Origin of the sequence: Streptomyces sp. NPDC021562, from assembly GCF_040640875.1 — a bacterium.
In the GTDB taxonomy this organism is placed as follows: Bacteria; Actinomycetota; Actinomycetes; order Streptomycetales; family Streptomycetaceae; genus Streptomyces.
Genome location: NZ_JBFACN010000007.1, coordinates 223,830 through 239,276 on the forward strand (window position 1 = coordinate 223,830; position 15,447 = coordinate 239,276).

At 71.7% G+C, this 15,447-nt stretch carries 10 protein-coding genes; 6 read left to right on the plus strand and 4 right to left on the minus strand.

The window, feature by feature from the left end:
- Window positions 1-5: 5 nt before the first annotated feature.
- Both AB0G52_RS13550 and AB0G52_RS13555 read right to left on the minus strand, forming a co-directional pair.
- A complete protein-coding gene (locus AB0G52_RS13550; protein ID WP_132886212.1) occupies window positions 6-1,124 on the minus strand; it encodes an ADP-ribosylglycohydrolase family protein in 1,119 nt (372 codons plus the stop codon).
- Window positions 1,121-2,356, minus strand: coding sequence for an ADP-ribosylglycohydrolase family protein (locus tag AB0G52_RS13555; RefSeq protein ID WP_361336410.1), 1,236 nt, complete (start codon window positions 2,354-2,356; stop codon window positions 1,121-1,123). The genes AB0G52_RS13550 and AB0G52_RS13555 overlap by 4 nt, the downstream gene beginning before the upstream one ends.
- A gap of 298 nt (window positions 2,357-2,654) precedes the next feature.
- Between AB0G52_RS13555 and AB0G52_RS13560 the strand changes: the two genes are divergently transcribed.
- The 5 genes from AB0G52_RS13560 (at window position 2,655) to AB0G52_RS13580 (ending at window position 12,429) form a co-directional block, all read left to right on the plus strand.
- Window positions 2,655-3,386, plus strand: coding sequence for a VIT1/CCC1 transporter family protein (locus AB0G52_RS13560; protein ID WP_132886211.1), 732 nt, complete (start codon window positions 2,655-2,657; stop codon window positions 3,384-3,386).
- A 373-nt stretch (window positions 3,387-3,759) separates the two neighbouring features.
- Window positions 3,760-8,355: a glutamate synthase large subunit gene (gene gltB / locus AB0G52_RS13565; protein WP_361336412.1), complete on the plus strand. Its 4,596-nt coding sequence runs from the start codon at window positions 3,760-3,762 to the stop codon at window positions 8,353-8,355.
- Window positions 8,348-9,808: a glutamate synthase subunit beta gene (locus tag AB0G52_RS13570; RefSeq protein ID WP_132886209.1), complete on the plus strand. Its 1,461-nt coding sequence runs from the start codon at window positions 8,348-8,350 to the stop codon at window positions 9,806-9,808. Before gltB ends, AB0G52_RS13570 begins: the two co-directional genes overlap by 8 nt.
- 148 nt (window positions 9,809-9,956) lie before the next feature.
- Window positions 9,957-10,694, plus strand: coding sequence for a VWA domain-containing protein (locus tag AB0G52_RS13575; protein WP_165939222.1), 738 nt, complete (start codon window positions 9,957-9,959; stop codon window positions 10,692-10,694).
- Between the two features lie 76 nt (window positions 10,695-10,770).
- Entirely contained in the window at window positions 10,771-12,429 is a 1,659-nt protein-coding gene (locus AB0G52_RS13580) for a cytochrome bc complex cytochrome b subunit (protein ID WP_361336415.1), read from the plus strand.
- A gap of 59 nt (window positions 12,430-12,488) precedes the next feature.
- Here AB0G52_RS13580 and AB0G52_RS13585 read toward each other — a convergent pair whose 3' ends face one another.
- Together AB0G52_RS13585 and AB0G52_RS13590 are read right to left on the minus strand one after the other, a co-directional pair.
- Entirely contained in the window at window positions 12,489-13,454 is a 966-nt protein-coding gene (locus AB0G52_RS13585; RefSeq protein ID WP_132886206.1) for an acyl-CoA dehydrogenase family protein, read from the minus strand.
- A 1-nt stretch (window position 13,455) separates the two neighbouring features.
- Window positions 13,456-14,595 (minus strand): acyl-CoA dehydrogenase family protein, encoded by a 1,140-nt coding sequence (locus AB0G52_RS13590; RefSeq protein WP_132886993.1) that lies wholly within the window; start codon window positions 14,593-14,595, stop codon window positions 13,456-13,458.
- Window positions 14,596-14,648: 53 nt separating this feature from the next.
- Here AB0G52_RS13590 and AB0G52_RS13595 point away from each other — a divergent pair, with 53 nt between their 5' ends.
- Window positions 14,649-15,437, plus strand: a complete 789-nt coding sequence (locus AB0G52_RS13595; protein WP_361336417.1) for an SDR family oxidoreductase — start codon at window positions 14,649-14,651, stop codon at window positions 15,435-15,437.
- Window positions 15,438-15,447 lie beyond the last annotated feature (10 nt).

Sequence of the window (15,447 nt, forward strand, 5' to 3'; positions counted from 1 at the left end):
CCGAATCATCCACCTGGACGGGCCGGTTGTGTGGCTTCCAGGAGTTCGGCGAGTTCCACGAGGTCGGTGCCGGTGAGGCGGGGCAGGGCGCAGCCGGAGAGGGTGCGGCAGGCGTCCCGCCAGGACGGCGGGATCGACTCCGCGCCGCCGAGGGCGCCGGTCAGCGCGCCGGCCAGGGCGGGGGCCGAGTCGGCGACCCGCGACAGGCAGGCGGCGGCGGGTACGGCCTCGGCGATCCGGCCGCGCGCGGCGGTGGCGAGGGCGAGGGCGACGGGGACGGTCTCGGCGGCGGCGATGCCGTAGCTGTAGACGTGGTCGACGATTTCGTGTTCGAGGAGGGGGATCAGGGCGAACGCGGTGTCGGTGGCGCCCGCGAGGGTGAGGGCGTGCCGGGCGTTGCGGCCGATCTCGGTGGGCTCGGGGAGTTCGGCGAGGGCCGCGGCCACGCAGGTCTCCACCTCGGCGCCGGCGAGGGCGAGGGCCAGGGCGGCGGCCATGGCGCGGGCGCCGTGCACCCCGTCGCCGTCCTGCGTGTAGCGGGCGTCGAACTCGGCGAGGTCGGCGGCGCGTCGGGGGTCGCCGGGATGGGCGACGGCGAGCGCGCAGGCGCGGACGCAGGCGGCGTCGTCGAAGTAGTGCGGGTTGTCGTGGCCGCTGGCGGGCGGGCGCAGCCCGGTGGCGAGGTTGCCGAGGCCGGCGCGCACCGAGATGCGGGCGCGCAGGGGGAGCACGGCGGACTCGATCTCGGGGGCGCGCTCCGCCGCGGCGGCGACCTCGGAGGCCACGGCGGTCCAGGTGAGGTCGATGGCGGCGCGGGTACGGAGCTCACGGCTGAGGTCGGCCAGGGCGGTGTCGTCGCCGGCGCGCAGCACGGCTTCCGCGGCGAAGGCCGCCCACTCGGCGTCGTCGGAGGGGCCGAGGCGCAGGGGCTCGGGGGGCTGGTTCAGGGCGATGGGGACGGGGAGGGTGGTGGTCGCGTTCTGCTCGGCGAAGGTGTCCAGTTCGCGGGTGAGGCGGCGGGTCCACTCCGGCATCCGGGCGGCGCGGTGCCGGGCGGCGGGCCAGCCGGCGGCGTCACCCGCGGCGAGCCCGAGAAAGAGCCCCTCGATACGCCGCCGCCTCACGACCGGCCCTCACTGAGGACGACCTCGGCGAGAGGGGTGGCTGGGGTGTGGGGTGGTTGCGTCTGTGGGGTGGCTCGGTCGGGGAGTGGCCGTGTTTGCCGGGTGGTCGGGTCGTGGGGCGGCCCTGCCGGCGGGGCGCTCGGGTCGTAGGGCGGCTGGGTCTCCAGGGGCGTTCCGTCGTGCGGCGATTGATCGCGTGGGCCTGCCGGGTCGTGGTGTGTCGGTGTTCGGCGGGCCGCCGCCGTCAGCAGTTCCGCCACCTTCAGTACGTGCTGGCCCGCCATCGACGGCAGGCAGCTCCCCCGGGCCGGGCCGATCGCCGCGGCCCACTCCGCCGGGATCGCCCCCTCGCCCCGCGTCGCTCCGGCCAGGGCGCCCGCCACGGCCGCCGTCGTGTCCGCGTCCCGCCCCATGTTGACGGCCGTCAGCACCGACTCCCGGAAGTCGCCGTCCGCCGACGCGTACGCCCCGAAGGCCAGGGCCACCGCCTCGGGGGCCAGGTCCGTCCACGGGTAGCCGCCGATCACCACCGCCGAGCGGACCGCCCGCTCCCCGCGGTGGGCCACCGACACCCCCCGGCGCAGCGAACGCGCCGTCCAGGAGTCGTCCGGGATCACCGCGAGCGCGGCCGCGATCACCGCCGTGGGAGGAGCCCCCGCCATCGCCGCCGCGACGCCCGCCGCCACCGCCTGGCCGCCGTAGATGCCCTCGCCCTCGTGGCTCACGGAGCCGTCGATGGCGACCAGGCGGGCCGCTTCCGCGGGCCGGCCGGCCGCGAAGACCCCGAAGGGCGCCGCCCGCATAGCCAGCCCGTCGCTCCAGGCGTGCCGGTGCTGGGCGGAGATCGGAGCGGCGAGACCGCGGCGGAGGTTCTCCAGGGTGCCGCGTTCGCTGAAGCCCGCGCCCTTGAAGGGTCCCTCGGCGCGGCTGGCGATCCACTCGTGCCAGGCCGCCTCGACATGGGCGGCGGTGAGCGCCGAGCCGTGGCGGGCGAGGAGCAGCCCGGAGAAGATCGCGTACTCCGTGTCATCCGTGCCCGCGGGGTGGTCGGTGACGTATCCCGTGACGCGGCCCCAGCGGGCCCGGATCTCGGAGGGCTTCATGTTCTCCGCCGGCGCCCCGAGCGCGTCCCCCACGGCCAGTCCCAGCAGCGCGCCCCGTGCCCGGTCGTGCGGTGCGGGCGCGGGTCCTTCGGGAGCGGGGGCCGACGGGGCGCAGGCGATCGATGACATGGGCGGGCCTCTCCGGGAGGGGCTTCGCGCGCGGGCGCGGAACCGTTTGCGGATGTGTCCCACCAACGGCGGTTGACCGCAGCCTCGGAGGCCTTCACATCACCCGGTCGACATCTGCGCGGCCTGACGCACGGCTGAGCACGGAAGGGTAAAGCCGCAGGTTAGCCGAGCCTTTCCTTGCTGGCGGCAGGGAATGCGGCGACGTAATGTTGCCGTTGTCAAAAGATAGAACATGTCCAAAGTTAGCTTTGCCTCAGCTTATTCGAGGCTTTCTCACGTGACTCCAGGGGGACCCCTCATGGCCATCATCGACACCGAGGCGACGCTCCACGAAGCCCACCGCGACAACCACACCCACCGGGACGTCAACGGGGGCTGGCTGCGGCCCGCCGTCTTCGGTGCCATGGACGGGCTGGTCTCCAACCTCGCCCTGATGACCGGTGTGGCCGGTGGCGCCGTCGGACATCAGACCATCGTCATCACCGGTCTCGCGGGTCTCGCCGCCGGCGCCTTCTCCATGGCGGCCGGCGAGTACACCTCCGTCGCCTCGCAGCGCGAGCTGGTCGAGGCGGAGCTGGACGTCGAGCGCCGGGAGCTGCGCCGGCACCCGCAGGACGAGGAGGCCGAGCTGGCCGCGCTGTACGAGGCGCGAGGCGTGGAGCCCGCGCTCGCGCGCGAGGTCGCACGGCAGCTGTCCGCCGACCCCGAGCAGGCGCTGGAGATACACGCCCGCGAGGAGCTGGGCATCGACCCCGGTGATCTGCCCTCGCCGCTGGTCGCCGCGGTGTCGTCCTTCGGCTCGTTCGCGCTCGGCGCGCTTCTTCCGGTCCTGCCGTTCCTGCTCGGCGCCACCGCGCTGTGGCCGGCCCTGCTGCTGGCGCTCGCCGGGCTGTTCGGCTGCGGTGCCGTGGTGGCCAAGGTGACCGCGCGCAGCTGGTGGTTCAGCGGACTTCGGCAGCTCGCGCTGGGCGGCGCCGCGGCCGGTGTGACGTACGCCCTGGGCACGCTGTTCGGAACGGCCGTAGGATAGGTGAACCGCTACTTATGCGTTGGGCCGCATAAGTAGCCGTTACTCGCTGGTTTCGAATGCTTAACCACTGGGCATGAGCCGTAAGCGCCGCAGGCAATGACGCCTGTCGTGCACCCCTGGGGTGACACGACGCTCAACCCCGCCCCCTCGGACCGATGGACACGGATCTGTCCGGATCGGTCCCCCTCGCCTTCACCGCCGAGCGCGGTACCCCGCCGCGAACCCCTGCGGCGTCCGCATGTTGGAACGGAGTATCCGGTTCCCGAGAACCGCTCCATCATGTAACCTGCGTGAAATTTCGCAACAAAAACGCAGAGGGCCAGCGTCGTCCCTCGGCACCTGCTATATGCCACTGACGACGACGGGAGAGCCGATGCGTACGCCGCGCCAGCCGTCCCAGCACTCCGCGAATGGCCAGAACTGGTCCTTCATGGATGCTCGCCCTGCTGCGCAGGGTATGTACGACCCCCGCAACGAGCACGACGCCTGTGGCGTCGGCTTCGTGGCCACCCTCACCGGCGAGGCGAGCCACGCGCTGGTCGAGCAGGCGCTCACGGTGCTGCGCAACCTGGAGCACCGCGGCGCCACCGGCTCCGAGCCGGACTCCGGTGACGGCGCGGGCCTGCTCTCCCAGGTGCCCGACACCTTCTTCCGCGAGGTGGCCGGATTCGAGCTGCCGGCGGCCGGTTCCTACGCCGTCGGTGTCGCCTTCCTCCCCGAGGACGGCACCCAGGACGCCGTCTCGCGGATCGAGACGATCGCGGGCGAGGAGGGCCTCACCGTCCTCGGCTGGCGCGAGGTCCCGGTCGCCCCGGAGCTGCTCGGCGCCACCGCCCGCTCCACCATGCCGGTCTTCCGGCAGGTCTTCGTCACCGACCACGCCAGCGAGGGCATCGCGCTGGACCGCAAGGCGTTCGTGCTGCGCAAGCGCGCCGAGCGCGAGGCGGGCGTCTATTTCCCGTCGCTGTCCGCGCGGACCATCGTCTACAAGGGCATGCTGACCACCGGCCAGCTGGAGCCCTTCTTCCCGGACCTGTCCGACCGCCGCTTCGCGTCCGCGATCGCGCTCGTGCACTCCCGGTTCTCCACGAACACCTTCCCGTCGTGGCCGCTCGCCCACCCGTACCGGTTCGTCGCCCACAACGGTGAGATCAACACCGTCAAGGGCAACCGCAACTGGATGCGCGCCCGCGAGTCCCAGCTGGTCTCCGACCTGTTCGGCCCGCAGGACAAGCTCGACCGCATCTTCCCGATCTGCACGCCCGACGCCTCCGACTCGGCGTCCTTCGACGAGGTGCTCGAACTCCTGCACCTGGGCGGGCGTTCGCTGCCGCACTCCGTGCTGATGATGATCCCGGAGGCGTGGGAGAACCACGCCTCCATGGACGAGGCCCGGCGCGCCTTCTACGGCTTCCACTCCACGATGATGGAGCCCTGGGACGGCCCCGCCTGCGTCACCTTCACCGACGGCTCCCAGGTCGGCGCCGTTCTCGACCGCAACGGCCTGCGTCCCGGCCGCTACTGGGTCACCGACGAGGGCCTCGTCGTCCTCGGCTCCGAGGTCGGCGTCCTCGACATCGACCCCGCCAAGGTCGTCCGCAAGGGCCGGCTGCAGCCCGGCAAGATGTTCCTCGTCGACACCGTCGAGCACCGCATCATCGAGGACGACGAGATCAAGGCGACCCTCGCCGCCGCACAGCCGTACGCGGAGTGGCTGGAGGCCGGCGAGATCGAGCTGAGCGACCTGCCCGAGCGCGAGCACATCGTGCACACCCACGCCTCGGTCACCCGCCGCCAGCAGACCTTCGGCTACACCGAGGAGGAGCTGCGCGTCATCCTGGCGCCGATGGCCAAGGCCGGCGCCGAGCCGATCGGCTCCATGGGCACCGACTCGCCGATCGCCGCGCTGTCCGCCCGCCCGCGGCTGCTCTTCGACTACTTCACCCAGCTGTTCGCGCAGGTCACCAACCCGCCGCTGGACGCGATCCGCGAGGAGCTGGTCACCTCCCTGCGCTCCTCGCTGGGGCCCGCGGGCAACCTGCTCGACCCGAACGCCGCGTCCTGCCGCAGCGTCGTGCTGCCCTTCCCGGTGATCGACAACGACGAGCTGGCCAAGCTCATCCACATCAACGCCGACGGCGACATGCCCGGCTTCAAGGCCGCGACCCTGTCCGGTCTGTACCGGGTCTCCGGCGGCGGTGACGCCCTCGCCGCGCGCATCGACGAGATCTGCGCCGAGGCCGACGCGGCCATCGAGAACGGCGCCCGGCTCATCGTCCTGTCGGACCGCCACTCGGACGCCGAGCACGCGCCGATCCCCTCGCTGCTGCTCACCGCGGCCGTCCACCACCACCTCATCCGCACCAAGCAGCGCACCCACGTGGGCCTGCTCGTCGAGGCCGGTGACGTCCGCGAGGTCCACCACGTGGCCCTGCTGATCGGTTTCGGCGCCGCCGCGGTCAACCCGTACCTGGCCATGGAGTCCGTCGAGGACCTGGTCCGCGCGGGCACCTTCCTGCCGGGCATCGAGGCCGAGACGGCCATCCGCAACCTGATCTACGCCCTCGGCAAGGGTGTCCTGAAGGTCATGTCCAAGATGGGCATCTCGACGGTCGCCTCCTACCGCGGCGCCCAGGTCTTCGAGGCCGTCGGTCTCGAAGAGGGCTTCGTGGAGAAGTACTTCAACGGCACCGCCTCCAAGATCGGCGGCGTCGGCATCGACGTCATCGCCCAGGAGGTCGCCGCCCGGCACGCCAAGGCCTACCCGGCCTCCGGCATCGCGCCGGCCCACCGCGCCCTGGACATAGGGGGCGAGTACCAGTGGCGCCGCGAGGGCGAGCCGCACCTGTTCGACCCGGAGACGGTCTTCCGCCTCCAGCACTCCACGCGCTCCGGCCGTTACGACATCTTCAAGAAGTACACGGACCGCGTGAACGAGCAGTCCGAGCGCCTCATGACGCTGCGCGGCCTCTTCGGCTTCAAGAGCGACCGCCCGTCGATCCCCGTCGACGAGGTCGAGCCGGTCTCCGAGATCGTCAAGCGCTTCTCCACCGGCGCCATGTCGTACGGCTCCATCTCGCGCGAGGCCCACGAGACCCTCGCCATCGCCATGAACCAGCTGGGCGGCAAGTCCAACACCGGTGAGGGCGGCGAGGACCCGGACCGCCTCTACGACCCGGCGCGGCGCAGCGCGATCAAGCAGGTGGCCTCCGGCCGCTTCGGCGTGACCTCCGAGTACCTGGTCAACGCGGACGACATCCAGATCAAGATGGCCCAGGGCGCCAAGCCCGGCGAGGGCGGCCAGCTGCCCGGCCACAAGGTGTACCCCTGGGTCGCCAAGACCCGGCACAGCACCCCCGGCGTCGGCCTGATCTCCCCGCCGCCGCACCACGACATCTACTCCATCGAAGACCTCGCGCAGCTGATCCACGACCTCAAGAACGCCAACCCGAAGGCCCGGATCCACGTCAAGCTGGTCTCCGAGGTCGGCGTCGGCACGGTCGCCGCGGGTGTCTCCAAGGCGCACGCGGACGTGGTCCTGATCTCCGGCCACGACGGCGGCACGGGTGCCTCCCCGCTGACCTCGCTGAAGCACGCGGGCGGCCCCTGGGAGCTGGGTCTCGCCGAGACCCAGCAGACCCTGCTGCTCAACGGCCTGCGCGACCGCATCGTCGTGCAGACCGACGGCCAGCTGAAGACCGGCCGTGACGTGGTGATCGCCGCGCTGCTCGGCGCCGAGGAGTTCGGTTTCGCGACCGCGCCGCTCGTCGTCTCCGGCTGCATCATGATGCGCGTCTGCCACCTCGACACCTGCCCGGTCGGCGTCGCCACCCAGAACCCGGTGCTGCGCGACCGCTTCACCGGCAAGGCCGAGTACGTGGTCAACTTCTTCCGGTTCATCGCCGAGGAGGTCCGCGAGATCCTCGCCGAGCTGGGCTTCCGTTCCATCGAGGAGGCCGTCGGCCACGCCGAGGCGCTCGACGTCACCCGGGCCGTGAACCACTGGAAGGCGCAGGGCCTGGACCTGGCCCCGCTCTTCCACGTGCCCGAGCTGCCCGAGGGCGCCGCCCTGCACCAGACGGTCGCCCAGGACCACGGCCTGGAGAAGGCCCTGGACAACGAGCTGATCAAGCTCGCCGCGGACGCCCTGGCCGCCTCCAGCGCCACCGACGCCCACCCGGTGCGCGCCCAGGTGAAGGTGCGCAACATCAACCGCACGGTCGGCACCATGCTCGGCCACGAGGTGACGAAGAAGTTCGGCGGCGCGGGCCTGCCCGACGACACCATCGACATCACCTTCACCGGCTCGGCGGGCCAGTCCTTCGGCGCCTTCCTGCCGCGCGGTGTCACGCTCCGCCTGGAGGGCGACGCCAACGACTACGTCGGCAAGGGTCTGTCGGGCGGCCGGGTGATCGTGCGTCCCGACCGCAACGCCGACCACCTCGCCGAGTACTCCACCATCGCGGGCAACACCATCGCGTACGGCGCGACCGGCGGCGAGCTGTTCCTGCGCGGCCGCACCGGCGAGCGGTTCTGCGTCCGCAACTCCGGCGCGACGGTCGTCTCGGAGGGCGTGGGCGACCACGGCTGCGAGTACATGACCGGCGGGCACGCGGTGGTCCTCGGCGAGACGGGCCGCAACTTCGCGGCCGGCATGTCCGGCGGCATCGCCTACGTCATCGACCTCGACGTCGACAACGTCAACGTCGGCAACGTGGACGCCGTCGAGGCCCTCGACGACACCGACAAGCAGTGGCTGCACGACGTGGTGCGCCGGCACGCCGAGGAGACCGGCTCCACGGTCGCCGAGAAGCTGCTCGCCGACTGGGACGTGGCCGTGCAGCGGTTCAGCAAGATCATTCCCGGCACTTTCAAGGCAGTGCTCGCCGCCAAGGACGCCGCCGAGCGAGCGGGTCTCTCCGAGACCGAGACCCACGAGAAGATGATGGAGGCGGCGATCAATGGCTGACCCGAAGGGCTTCCTGAACCACGGCCGTGAGGTCGCCGAGACCCGTCCCGTCGCCGAGCGGGTCAGGGACTGGAACGAGGTCTACGTCCCCGGCTCCCTGCTGCCGATCATCAGCAAGCAGGCCAGCCGCTGCATGGACTGCGGCATCCCGTTCTGCCACAACGGCTGTCCGCTCGGGAACCTGATCCCCGAGTGGAACGACTACGCCTACCGCGAGGACTGGACGGCGGCGTCCGAGCGCCTGCACGCCACGAACAACTTCCCGGAGTTCACCGGCCGCCTGTGCCCGGCCCCGTGCGAGTCGGCGTGCGTGCTCGGCATCAACCAGCCGCCCGTCACCATCAAGAACGTCGAGGTCTCCATCATCGACAAGGCGTGGGACGCGGGCACCGTCGCCCCGCAGGCCCCCGAGCGCCTGTCGGGCAAGACCGTCGCCGTCATCGGCTCCGGCCCCGCGGGCCTGGCCGCCGCCCAGCAGCTGACCCGGGCCGGCCACACGGTCGCCGTCTACGAGCGCGCCGACCGCATCGGCGGCCTGCTCCGCTACGGCATCCCCGAGTTCAAGATGGAGAAGCGGCACATCAACCGCCGTATCGAGCAGATGCGCGCGGAGGGCACCCGCTTCCGTACCGGCATCGAGATCGGCGTCGACCTCAAGGCGACCGACCTGAAGAAGCGGTACGACGCCGTCGTCATCGCCGCCGGCGCCACCACGGCCCGTGACCTCCCGGTCCCCGGCCGTGAACTCAAGGGCATCCACCAGGCGATGGAGTACCTGCCGCTGTCCAACAAGGTCCAGGAGGGCGACTACGTCACCTCCCCGATCTCGGCCGAGGGCAAGCACGTGGTCGTGATCGGCGGCGGCGACACCGGCGCGGACTGCGTGGGCACCGCCCACCGCCAGGGCGCGGCCTCCGTCACCCAGCTGGAGATCATGCCCCGGCCGGGCGAGGACCGCGCGCCGCACCAGCCGTGGCCGACCTTCCCGATGCTCTACAAGGTCACCTCGGCGCACGAGGAGGGCGGCGAGCGGGTCTACTCCGTCTCCACCACCCACTTCGAGGGCGACGAGGACGGCAACGTCCAGTGGCTGCACCTCACCGAGGTGGAGTTCGTCGACGGCAAGCTGACCCCGAAGCCGGGCACCGAGCGGAAGATCCCGGCCCAGCTGGTCACCCTCGCCATGGGCTTCACCGGCACCGACCGGGTCAACGGCCTGGTCGAGCAGTTCGGCGTCGACCTCGACGAGCGCGGCAACATCGCCCGCGACGCGGACTTCCAGACCAGCGTCCCCGGAGTCTTCGTCGCCGGTGACGCGGGCCGCGGCCAGTCCCTGATCGTCTGGGCGATCGCCGAGGGCCGCTCGGCCGCCAAGGGCGTCGACCGCTTCCTCACCGGAGCGAGCGACCTCCCGGCCCCGATCCGCCCGACGGACCGCTCGCTGATGGTCTGACGCACCCCCAGGAACGTCCCGTACAAAGGCGTACGGAACACTGACGGCGCCTGCCCCACAGTCCCCGACCGGACGATGGGCAGGCGCCGCCGCCTTTCCGCGATCAAGTAACCTCGGCCTCCTGAACCAGGGCGAGGGGGAGCAGGGCATGGCCGCGATCAGTCTCAGCAAGGTGGAGCGGACCGCGCCCGGCCTCGTCGGTGCCTACCGCTCCGCCGGGATCTCCCTCACCAAGCACGGTCTGGACGGCCTGCGCGCCGCCGTCTACCTGGTCGTCGACCACTCCGGCTCCATGAAGCCGTACTACGCCGACGGCAGCGTGCAGGCGCTCGCCGACCGAGTCCTCGGCCTGTCCGCGCACCTCGACGACGACGGCCGGGTGCCCGTGGTCTTCTTCTCCACCGACATCGACGCGGTCACCGACATCGAGCTGGCCGAGCACACCGGCCGGATCGAGAAGATCGCGGCCGGGCTCGGGCACATGGGGAAGACCAGCTACCACCTCGCCATGGACGCCGTCATCGACCACTACCTCGACAGCGGCGCCACCGACCCCGCCCTGGTCGTCTTCCAGACCGACGGCGGCCCGATCAACAAGCCGGCCGCGGAACGCTATCTGTGCAAGGCGGCGAAACTGCCGCTGTTCTGGCAGTTCGTCGGCTTCGGCGACCCGCACAGCAAGCAGTTCGACTTCCTGCGCAAGCTCGACGAGCTGGCGGTGCCGGGGAAGCGGGTGGTGGACAACGCGGGCTTCTTCCACGCCGGTGCGGACCCGCGACAGGTCCCGGACGGCGAGCTGTACGACCGTCTCGTCGGCGAGTTCCCGCAGTGGCTGGCGGCGGCACGGGCGGCCGGCATCCTGGGAACGGGCGTCGCCGTGGCCTGAGTTCACGTCGCCCCGTTGGCTGTGGCGGTCCGGCGTGCCACCCTGAGGGGTGATCCGGCGGGGAGGCGGGCGACGTATGGATGACGGCGCGCGAACGGTGAACGGTCAGGCGGCACGGGGGAGTTCGGCGGACCGGGCGGCGCCGCCCGGCAGGGGGGAGAAGCTCGCGGACTGGGCCGACGGAAGGCTCGGACTGTACTCCCTGGCCAAGGCCAACATGCGCAAGGTGTTCCCGGACCACTGGTCCTTCATGCTGGGGGAGATCTGCCTCTACAGCTTCCTCATCCTGATCCTCACGGGCGTCTACCTCACGCTCTTCTTCGAGCCCAGCGGCGCCGAGGTCGTCTACCACGGCAGCTACGGGCCGATGAACGGCATCGTCATGACCAAGGCGTACGAGTCGACGCTGCACATCAGCTTCGACGTGCGCGGTGGACTGCTGATCCGGCAGATCCACCACTGGGCGGCGCTGGTCTTCGTGGCCGGGATGGTCGTCCACATGATGCGGGTCTTCTTCACCGGCGCCTTCCGCAAGCCCCGCGAGGTCAACTGGCTGCTCGGCTGGACCCTGCTGTTCCTCGCCATCCTCACCGGTCTGACCGGCTACTCGCTCCCGGACGACCTGCTCTCCGGCACCGGCGTCCGGTTCGCCGACGGCGCGATCCTGTCGATCCCGATCGTCGGGTCGTACATCTCGATGTTCCTGTTCGGCGGGGAGTTCCCCGGGCACGACATCATCTCGCGGTTCTTCCCGATCCACGTGCTGCTGCTGCCGGGGATCATGCTGGGCCTGGTCGTCGCCCACCTGATCCTGGTCTTCTACCACAAGCACACCCAGTACCCGGCGCCCGGACGCGACCAGAAGAGCGTTGTCGGCATGCCCTTCCTGCCGGTCTACATGGCCAAGGCCGGCGGTTTCTTCTTCCTCGTCTTCGGCGTCCTCGCGGTCATCGGCGGCATCGCCACCATCAACCCGGTGTGGGCCTTCGGTCCCTACCGCCCGGACCTGGTGACCACCGGCGCCCAGCCCGACTGGTACCTCGGCTTCTCCGAAGGACTGATCCGGGTCATGCCCGGCTGGGAGATCAACGCCTGGGGCCACACCCTTGAGCTGGGCGTCTTCATCCCCTTCTCGCTCTTCCCGCTCTTCCTCCTCGCCATCGGCGTCTACCCGTTCATCGAGGCGTGGATCACCGGCGACAGACGCGAACACCACATCCTCGACCGGCCGCGCAACGCCCCCGTCCGCACCGCCCTCGGCGTCGCCTGGCTCACCGTCTACTTCGTCCTGCTGGTCGGCGGCGGCAACGACGTGGTGGCCACCCACCTCCATCTCTCCATCAACTCGATCACCTGGTTCGTGCGGATCTCCGTCTTCGTCGCCCCCGTCCTCGCCTTCGTCGTCACCAAGCGGATCTGCCTCGGTCTGCAGCGCCGGGACCGCGACAAGGTGCTGCACGGCAGGGAGACCGGCCTCATCAAGATGCTTCCGCACGGCGAGTACATCGAGGTCCACGAACCCCTCAGCCAGGCCCACCTGTTCACCCTCACCCAGCACGAACAGAACCCGCCGTACGAACTGGGCCCCCTGGAGGACGCGAACGGCGTACGGCGCAAGGTCACGCTCTCGCAGCGGGTGCGCGCGAGCCTGGCCAGGGGAATGTTCGGCCCGGACACCCACATCCCCAAACCGACCCAGGAGGAGTACCGGGAACTGACACGAGGAGATCACTGAAACGCGCGCCCCAAAGGGGCGCGAGGAACTGCGCGACCAGCCCCCCACCGTCCCGCAGCCTAACGACGACCCAGTACCACCCCTCTGCACTCCTCCGGCGTCCCCCAAGCCCCCCGCAGCGCCCGCGCCTTGGTCAGCCAGAGCGACAGGTCGTACTCCGCCGTGTACCCGATCGCCCCGTGCAACTGCAACGCCGCCCGCGCCGCCGCATACCCCGCCTCGCACGCGCTCAGCTTCGCCGCGGCCACATCCGCCGGACTCATCGTCACCGCCGCCCCGAAGACCAGCGGCCGGGCGAACTCCAGCGCGATCCGCACATCGGCCAGCCGGTGCCGGACCGCCTGGAACGAGCCGACGGGCACGCCGAACTGCGTGCGCTGCCGCACGTACTCCACCGTCCGGTCGAGCAACGCGACCCCCACTCCCAGCGCCTGCGCCGCCGTCGCCAGCCGCGCCCAGAGCAGCGCCCGCCCCCACGGCGGCTCCGCGCCGACCAGCTCACCGACGGGCGGCAGCGGCGTGAGCCGGCGCGCCGGATCCAGCGACCGGCGCACCGCACCGGCACCGGGCGACAACCGCAGTCCCTCCGGTGTGGCGGCCAGCCGCAGCTGCGCCGCGTCCCCGTCCAGCGCGGGTCCGTACCCGTGCCGAGCGAAGGACATCGTCACCGTCGCCATCGCCCCGCCCGACACGATCTCCGGCAGGAACCGCTTCGCCGGATCGGGCCGCTCACCGAGCAGCACCGCGGCCGCCACCGTCTCCACCAACGGCCCGGGCACCGCGTACCGCCCCAGCTCGACGAAGGCGACGGCGAGTTCGACCGGCCGGTACCCCACCCCGCCGTACTCCTCCGGCACCGCCAGTGCGAACACCCCCGCCTCGGCGAGACGACCCCACAGGGCCCGCCCGCTCGCGTGCTCCCCGCGGCTCCAGTCCCGCACCACCCTCGGTGTGTCCGCCGCCGCGAGCAGGCCCCGCACGGCGTCCCCGAAGTCCCGCTGCTCCGTGTCGAGGAGGAAGCGCATGTCAGCGGCGTCCCTTCGGCAGGCCGAGCAGGCGCTCGGCGATGATGTCGCGCTGGATCTCGTTGGTGCCCGCGTAGACGGGACCGGCGAGCGAGAAGACGTACCCCTCGGACCACGCCGTGTCCGCCGACTCGCCCTCCTCGCCGAGCAGATCGAGCGCCGTCTCGTGCAGTGCGAGGTCCAGCTCGGACCAGAACACCTTGTTGAGACTGGACTCCGGGCCCAGCGCCTCGCCGTCCAGGAAACGCGCGGCCGCCGCATAGGTGAACAGCTGATGGGCGCGGGCCCGGACGACGGCGTCGGCCACCCGGGCCGCGGCGGACTCCGGGGCGCCCCGCTCCCGCCAGAGCCGCACCAGCCGGTCCGCGGAGGCCAGGAACCGGCCCGGTGAGCGCAGGGTCAGCCCCCGCTCGTTCCCCGCCGTCGCCATGGCGATCCGCCAGCCCTGCCCCGGCTCGCCGATCACGTCCTCGTCCGGCACGAACACCTGGTCCAGGAACAGCTCGGCGAAGGCCGGCTTCCCGTCGAGGCGGCCGATCGGCCGGACCGTCACGCCCGGCGCGCGCAGGTCGAACATCAGGTAGGTGAGCCCCTGGTGGGGTCTCGGGGTGTCCGGCTCGCTGCGGAACAGGCCGAAGGCGCGGTCGGCGAAGGCGGCCCGCGACGACCAGGTCTTCTGGCCGTTCAGCAGCCAGCCCCCGGCCGTCCGCACCGCCCTGGACCTCAGGGCGGCCAGGTCGGACCCCGCCTCGGGTTCCGACCAGGCCTGTGCCCAGACCGCCTCCCCGGTGGCCATCGGCGGCAGCACCCGGGCACGCTGCTCCTCGGTGCCGTGGTCGAAGAGGGTCGGCGCGAGCAGGCTGACGCCGTTCTGGCCGACCCGGCCCGGCGCACCCGCCGCGTAGTACTCCTCCTCGAAGACCAGCCAGCGCAGCAGCCCCGCGTCCCGGCCGCCGTACCGCTCGGGCCAGGACACCACCGACCAGCGGTCGGCCGCCAGTTCGGCCTCCCAGGCGCGGTGCGCCGCGAAGCCCTCCGCGGTCTCCAGGGAGGGCAGCGGGCGGGACGGCACGTGCGCCGTCAGCCAGGCGCGGGCCTCGGCGCGGAACTCCTCGTCCTCCGGGGTGTGGGTCAGGTCCACTGCCTCCGTCACCGTCCTTCCCTAACAATTGTTTGGTAGGTTAGCGTGGCCCCATGACAGGCGTCGAGACTCCGGAGTACGTGCCCGGGCACGGTCTGCTCGCGGGCCGCACCGCCGTCATCACCGCCGCGGCCGGGGCGGGGATCGGCGGGGCGACCGCGCGGCGCTTCCTGGAGGAGGGCGCACGTGTACTGATCAGCGACGCGCACACGCGGCGGCTCGAGGAGCACGAGGCCGCACTCGCCCGTGAGTTCCCCGGGGCGGTGAGCGCCGTCGCGTGCGACGTGACCGACGAGGCGCAGGTGGCGGGCCTGTTCGAGACCGCCGTCCGCGCGCACGGGCGGCTGGACGTCGTCGTCAACAACGCCGGACTCGGCGGGACTTCGGCGCTCGTCGACATGAGCGACGCACAGTGGTCGCGGGTCCTCGACGTCACCCTGGGCGGCACCTTCCGGTGCACCCGGGCCGCGCTGCGGCACTTCCGCGACGGCGGGCACGGCGGAGTGATCGTCAACAACTCCTCCGTCGTCGGCTGGCGGGCCCAGGCCGGACAGGCGCACTACGCCGCGGCCAAGGCCGGGGTGATGGCGCTGACCCGGTGCGCGGCGGTCGAGGCGGCCGAGTACGGGGTGCGGGTCAACGCGGTGGCGCCGAGCCTCGCCATGCACCCCCACCTGGTGAAGGTGACCTCCGCCGAACTGCTGGCGGACCTCACCGCCCGTGAGGCCTTCGGCCGCCACGCCGAACCCTGGGAGGTCGCCAACGCGATCGTCTTCCTGGCGTCCGGCTACTCCTCGTACCTCACCGGAGAGGTCGTCTCCGTCAGCAGCCAGCACCCGTAGGACGAGAATG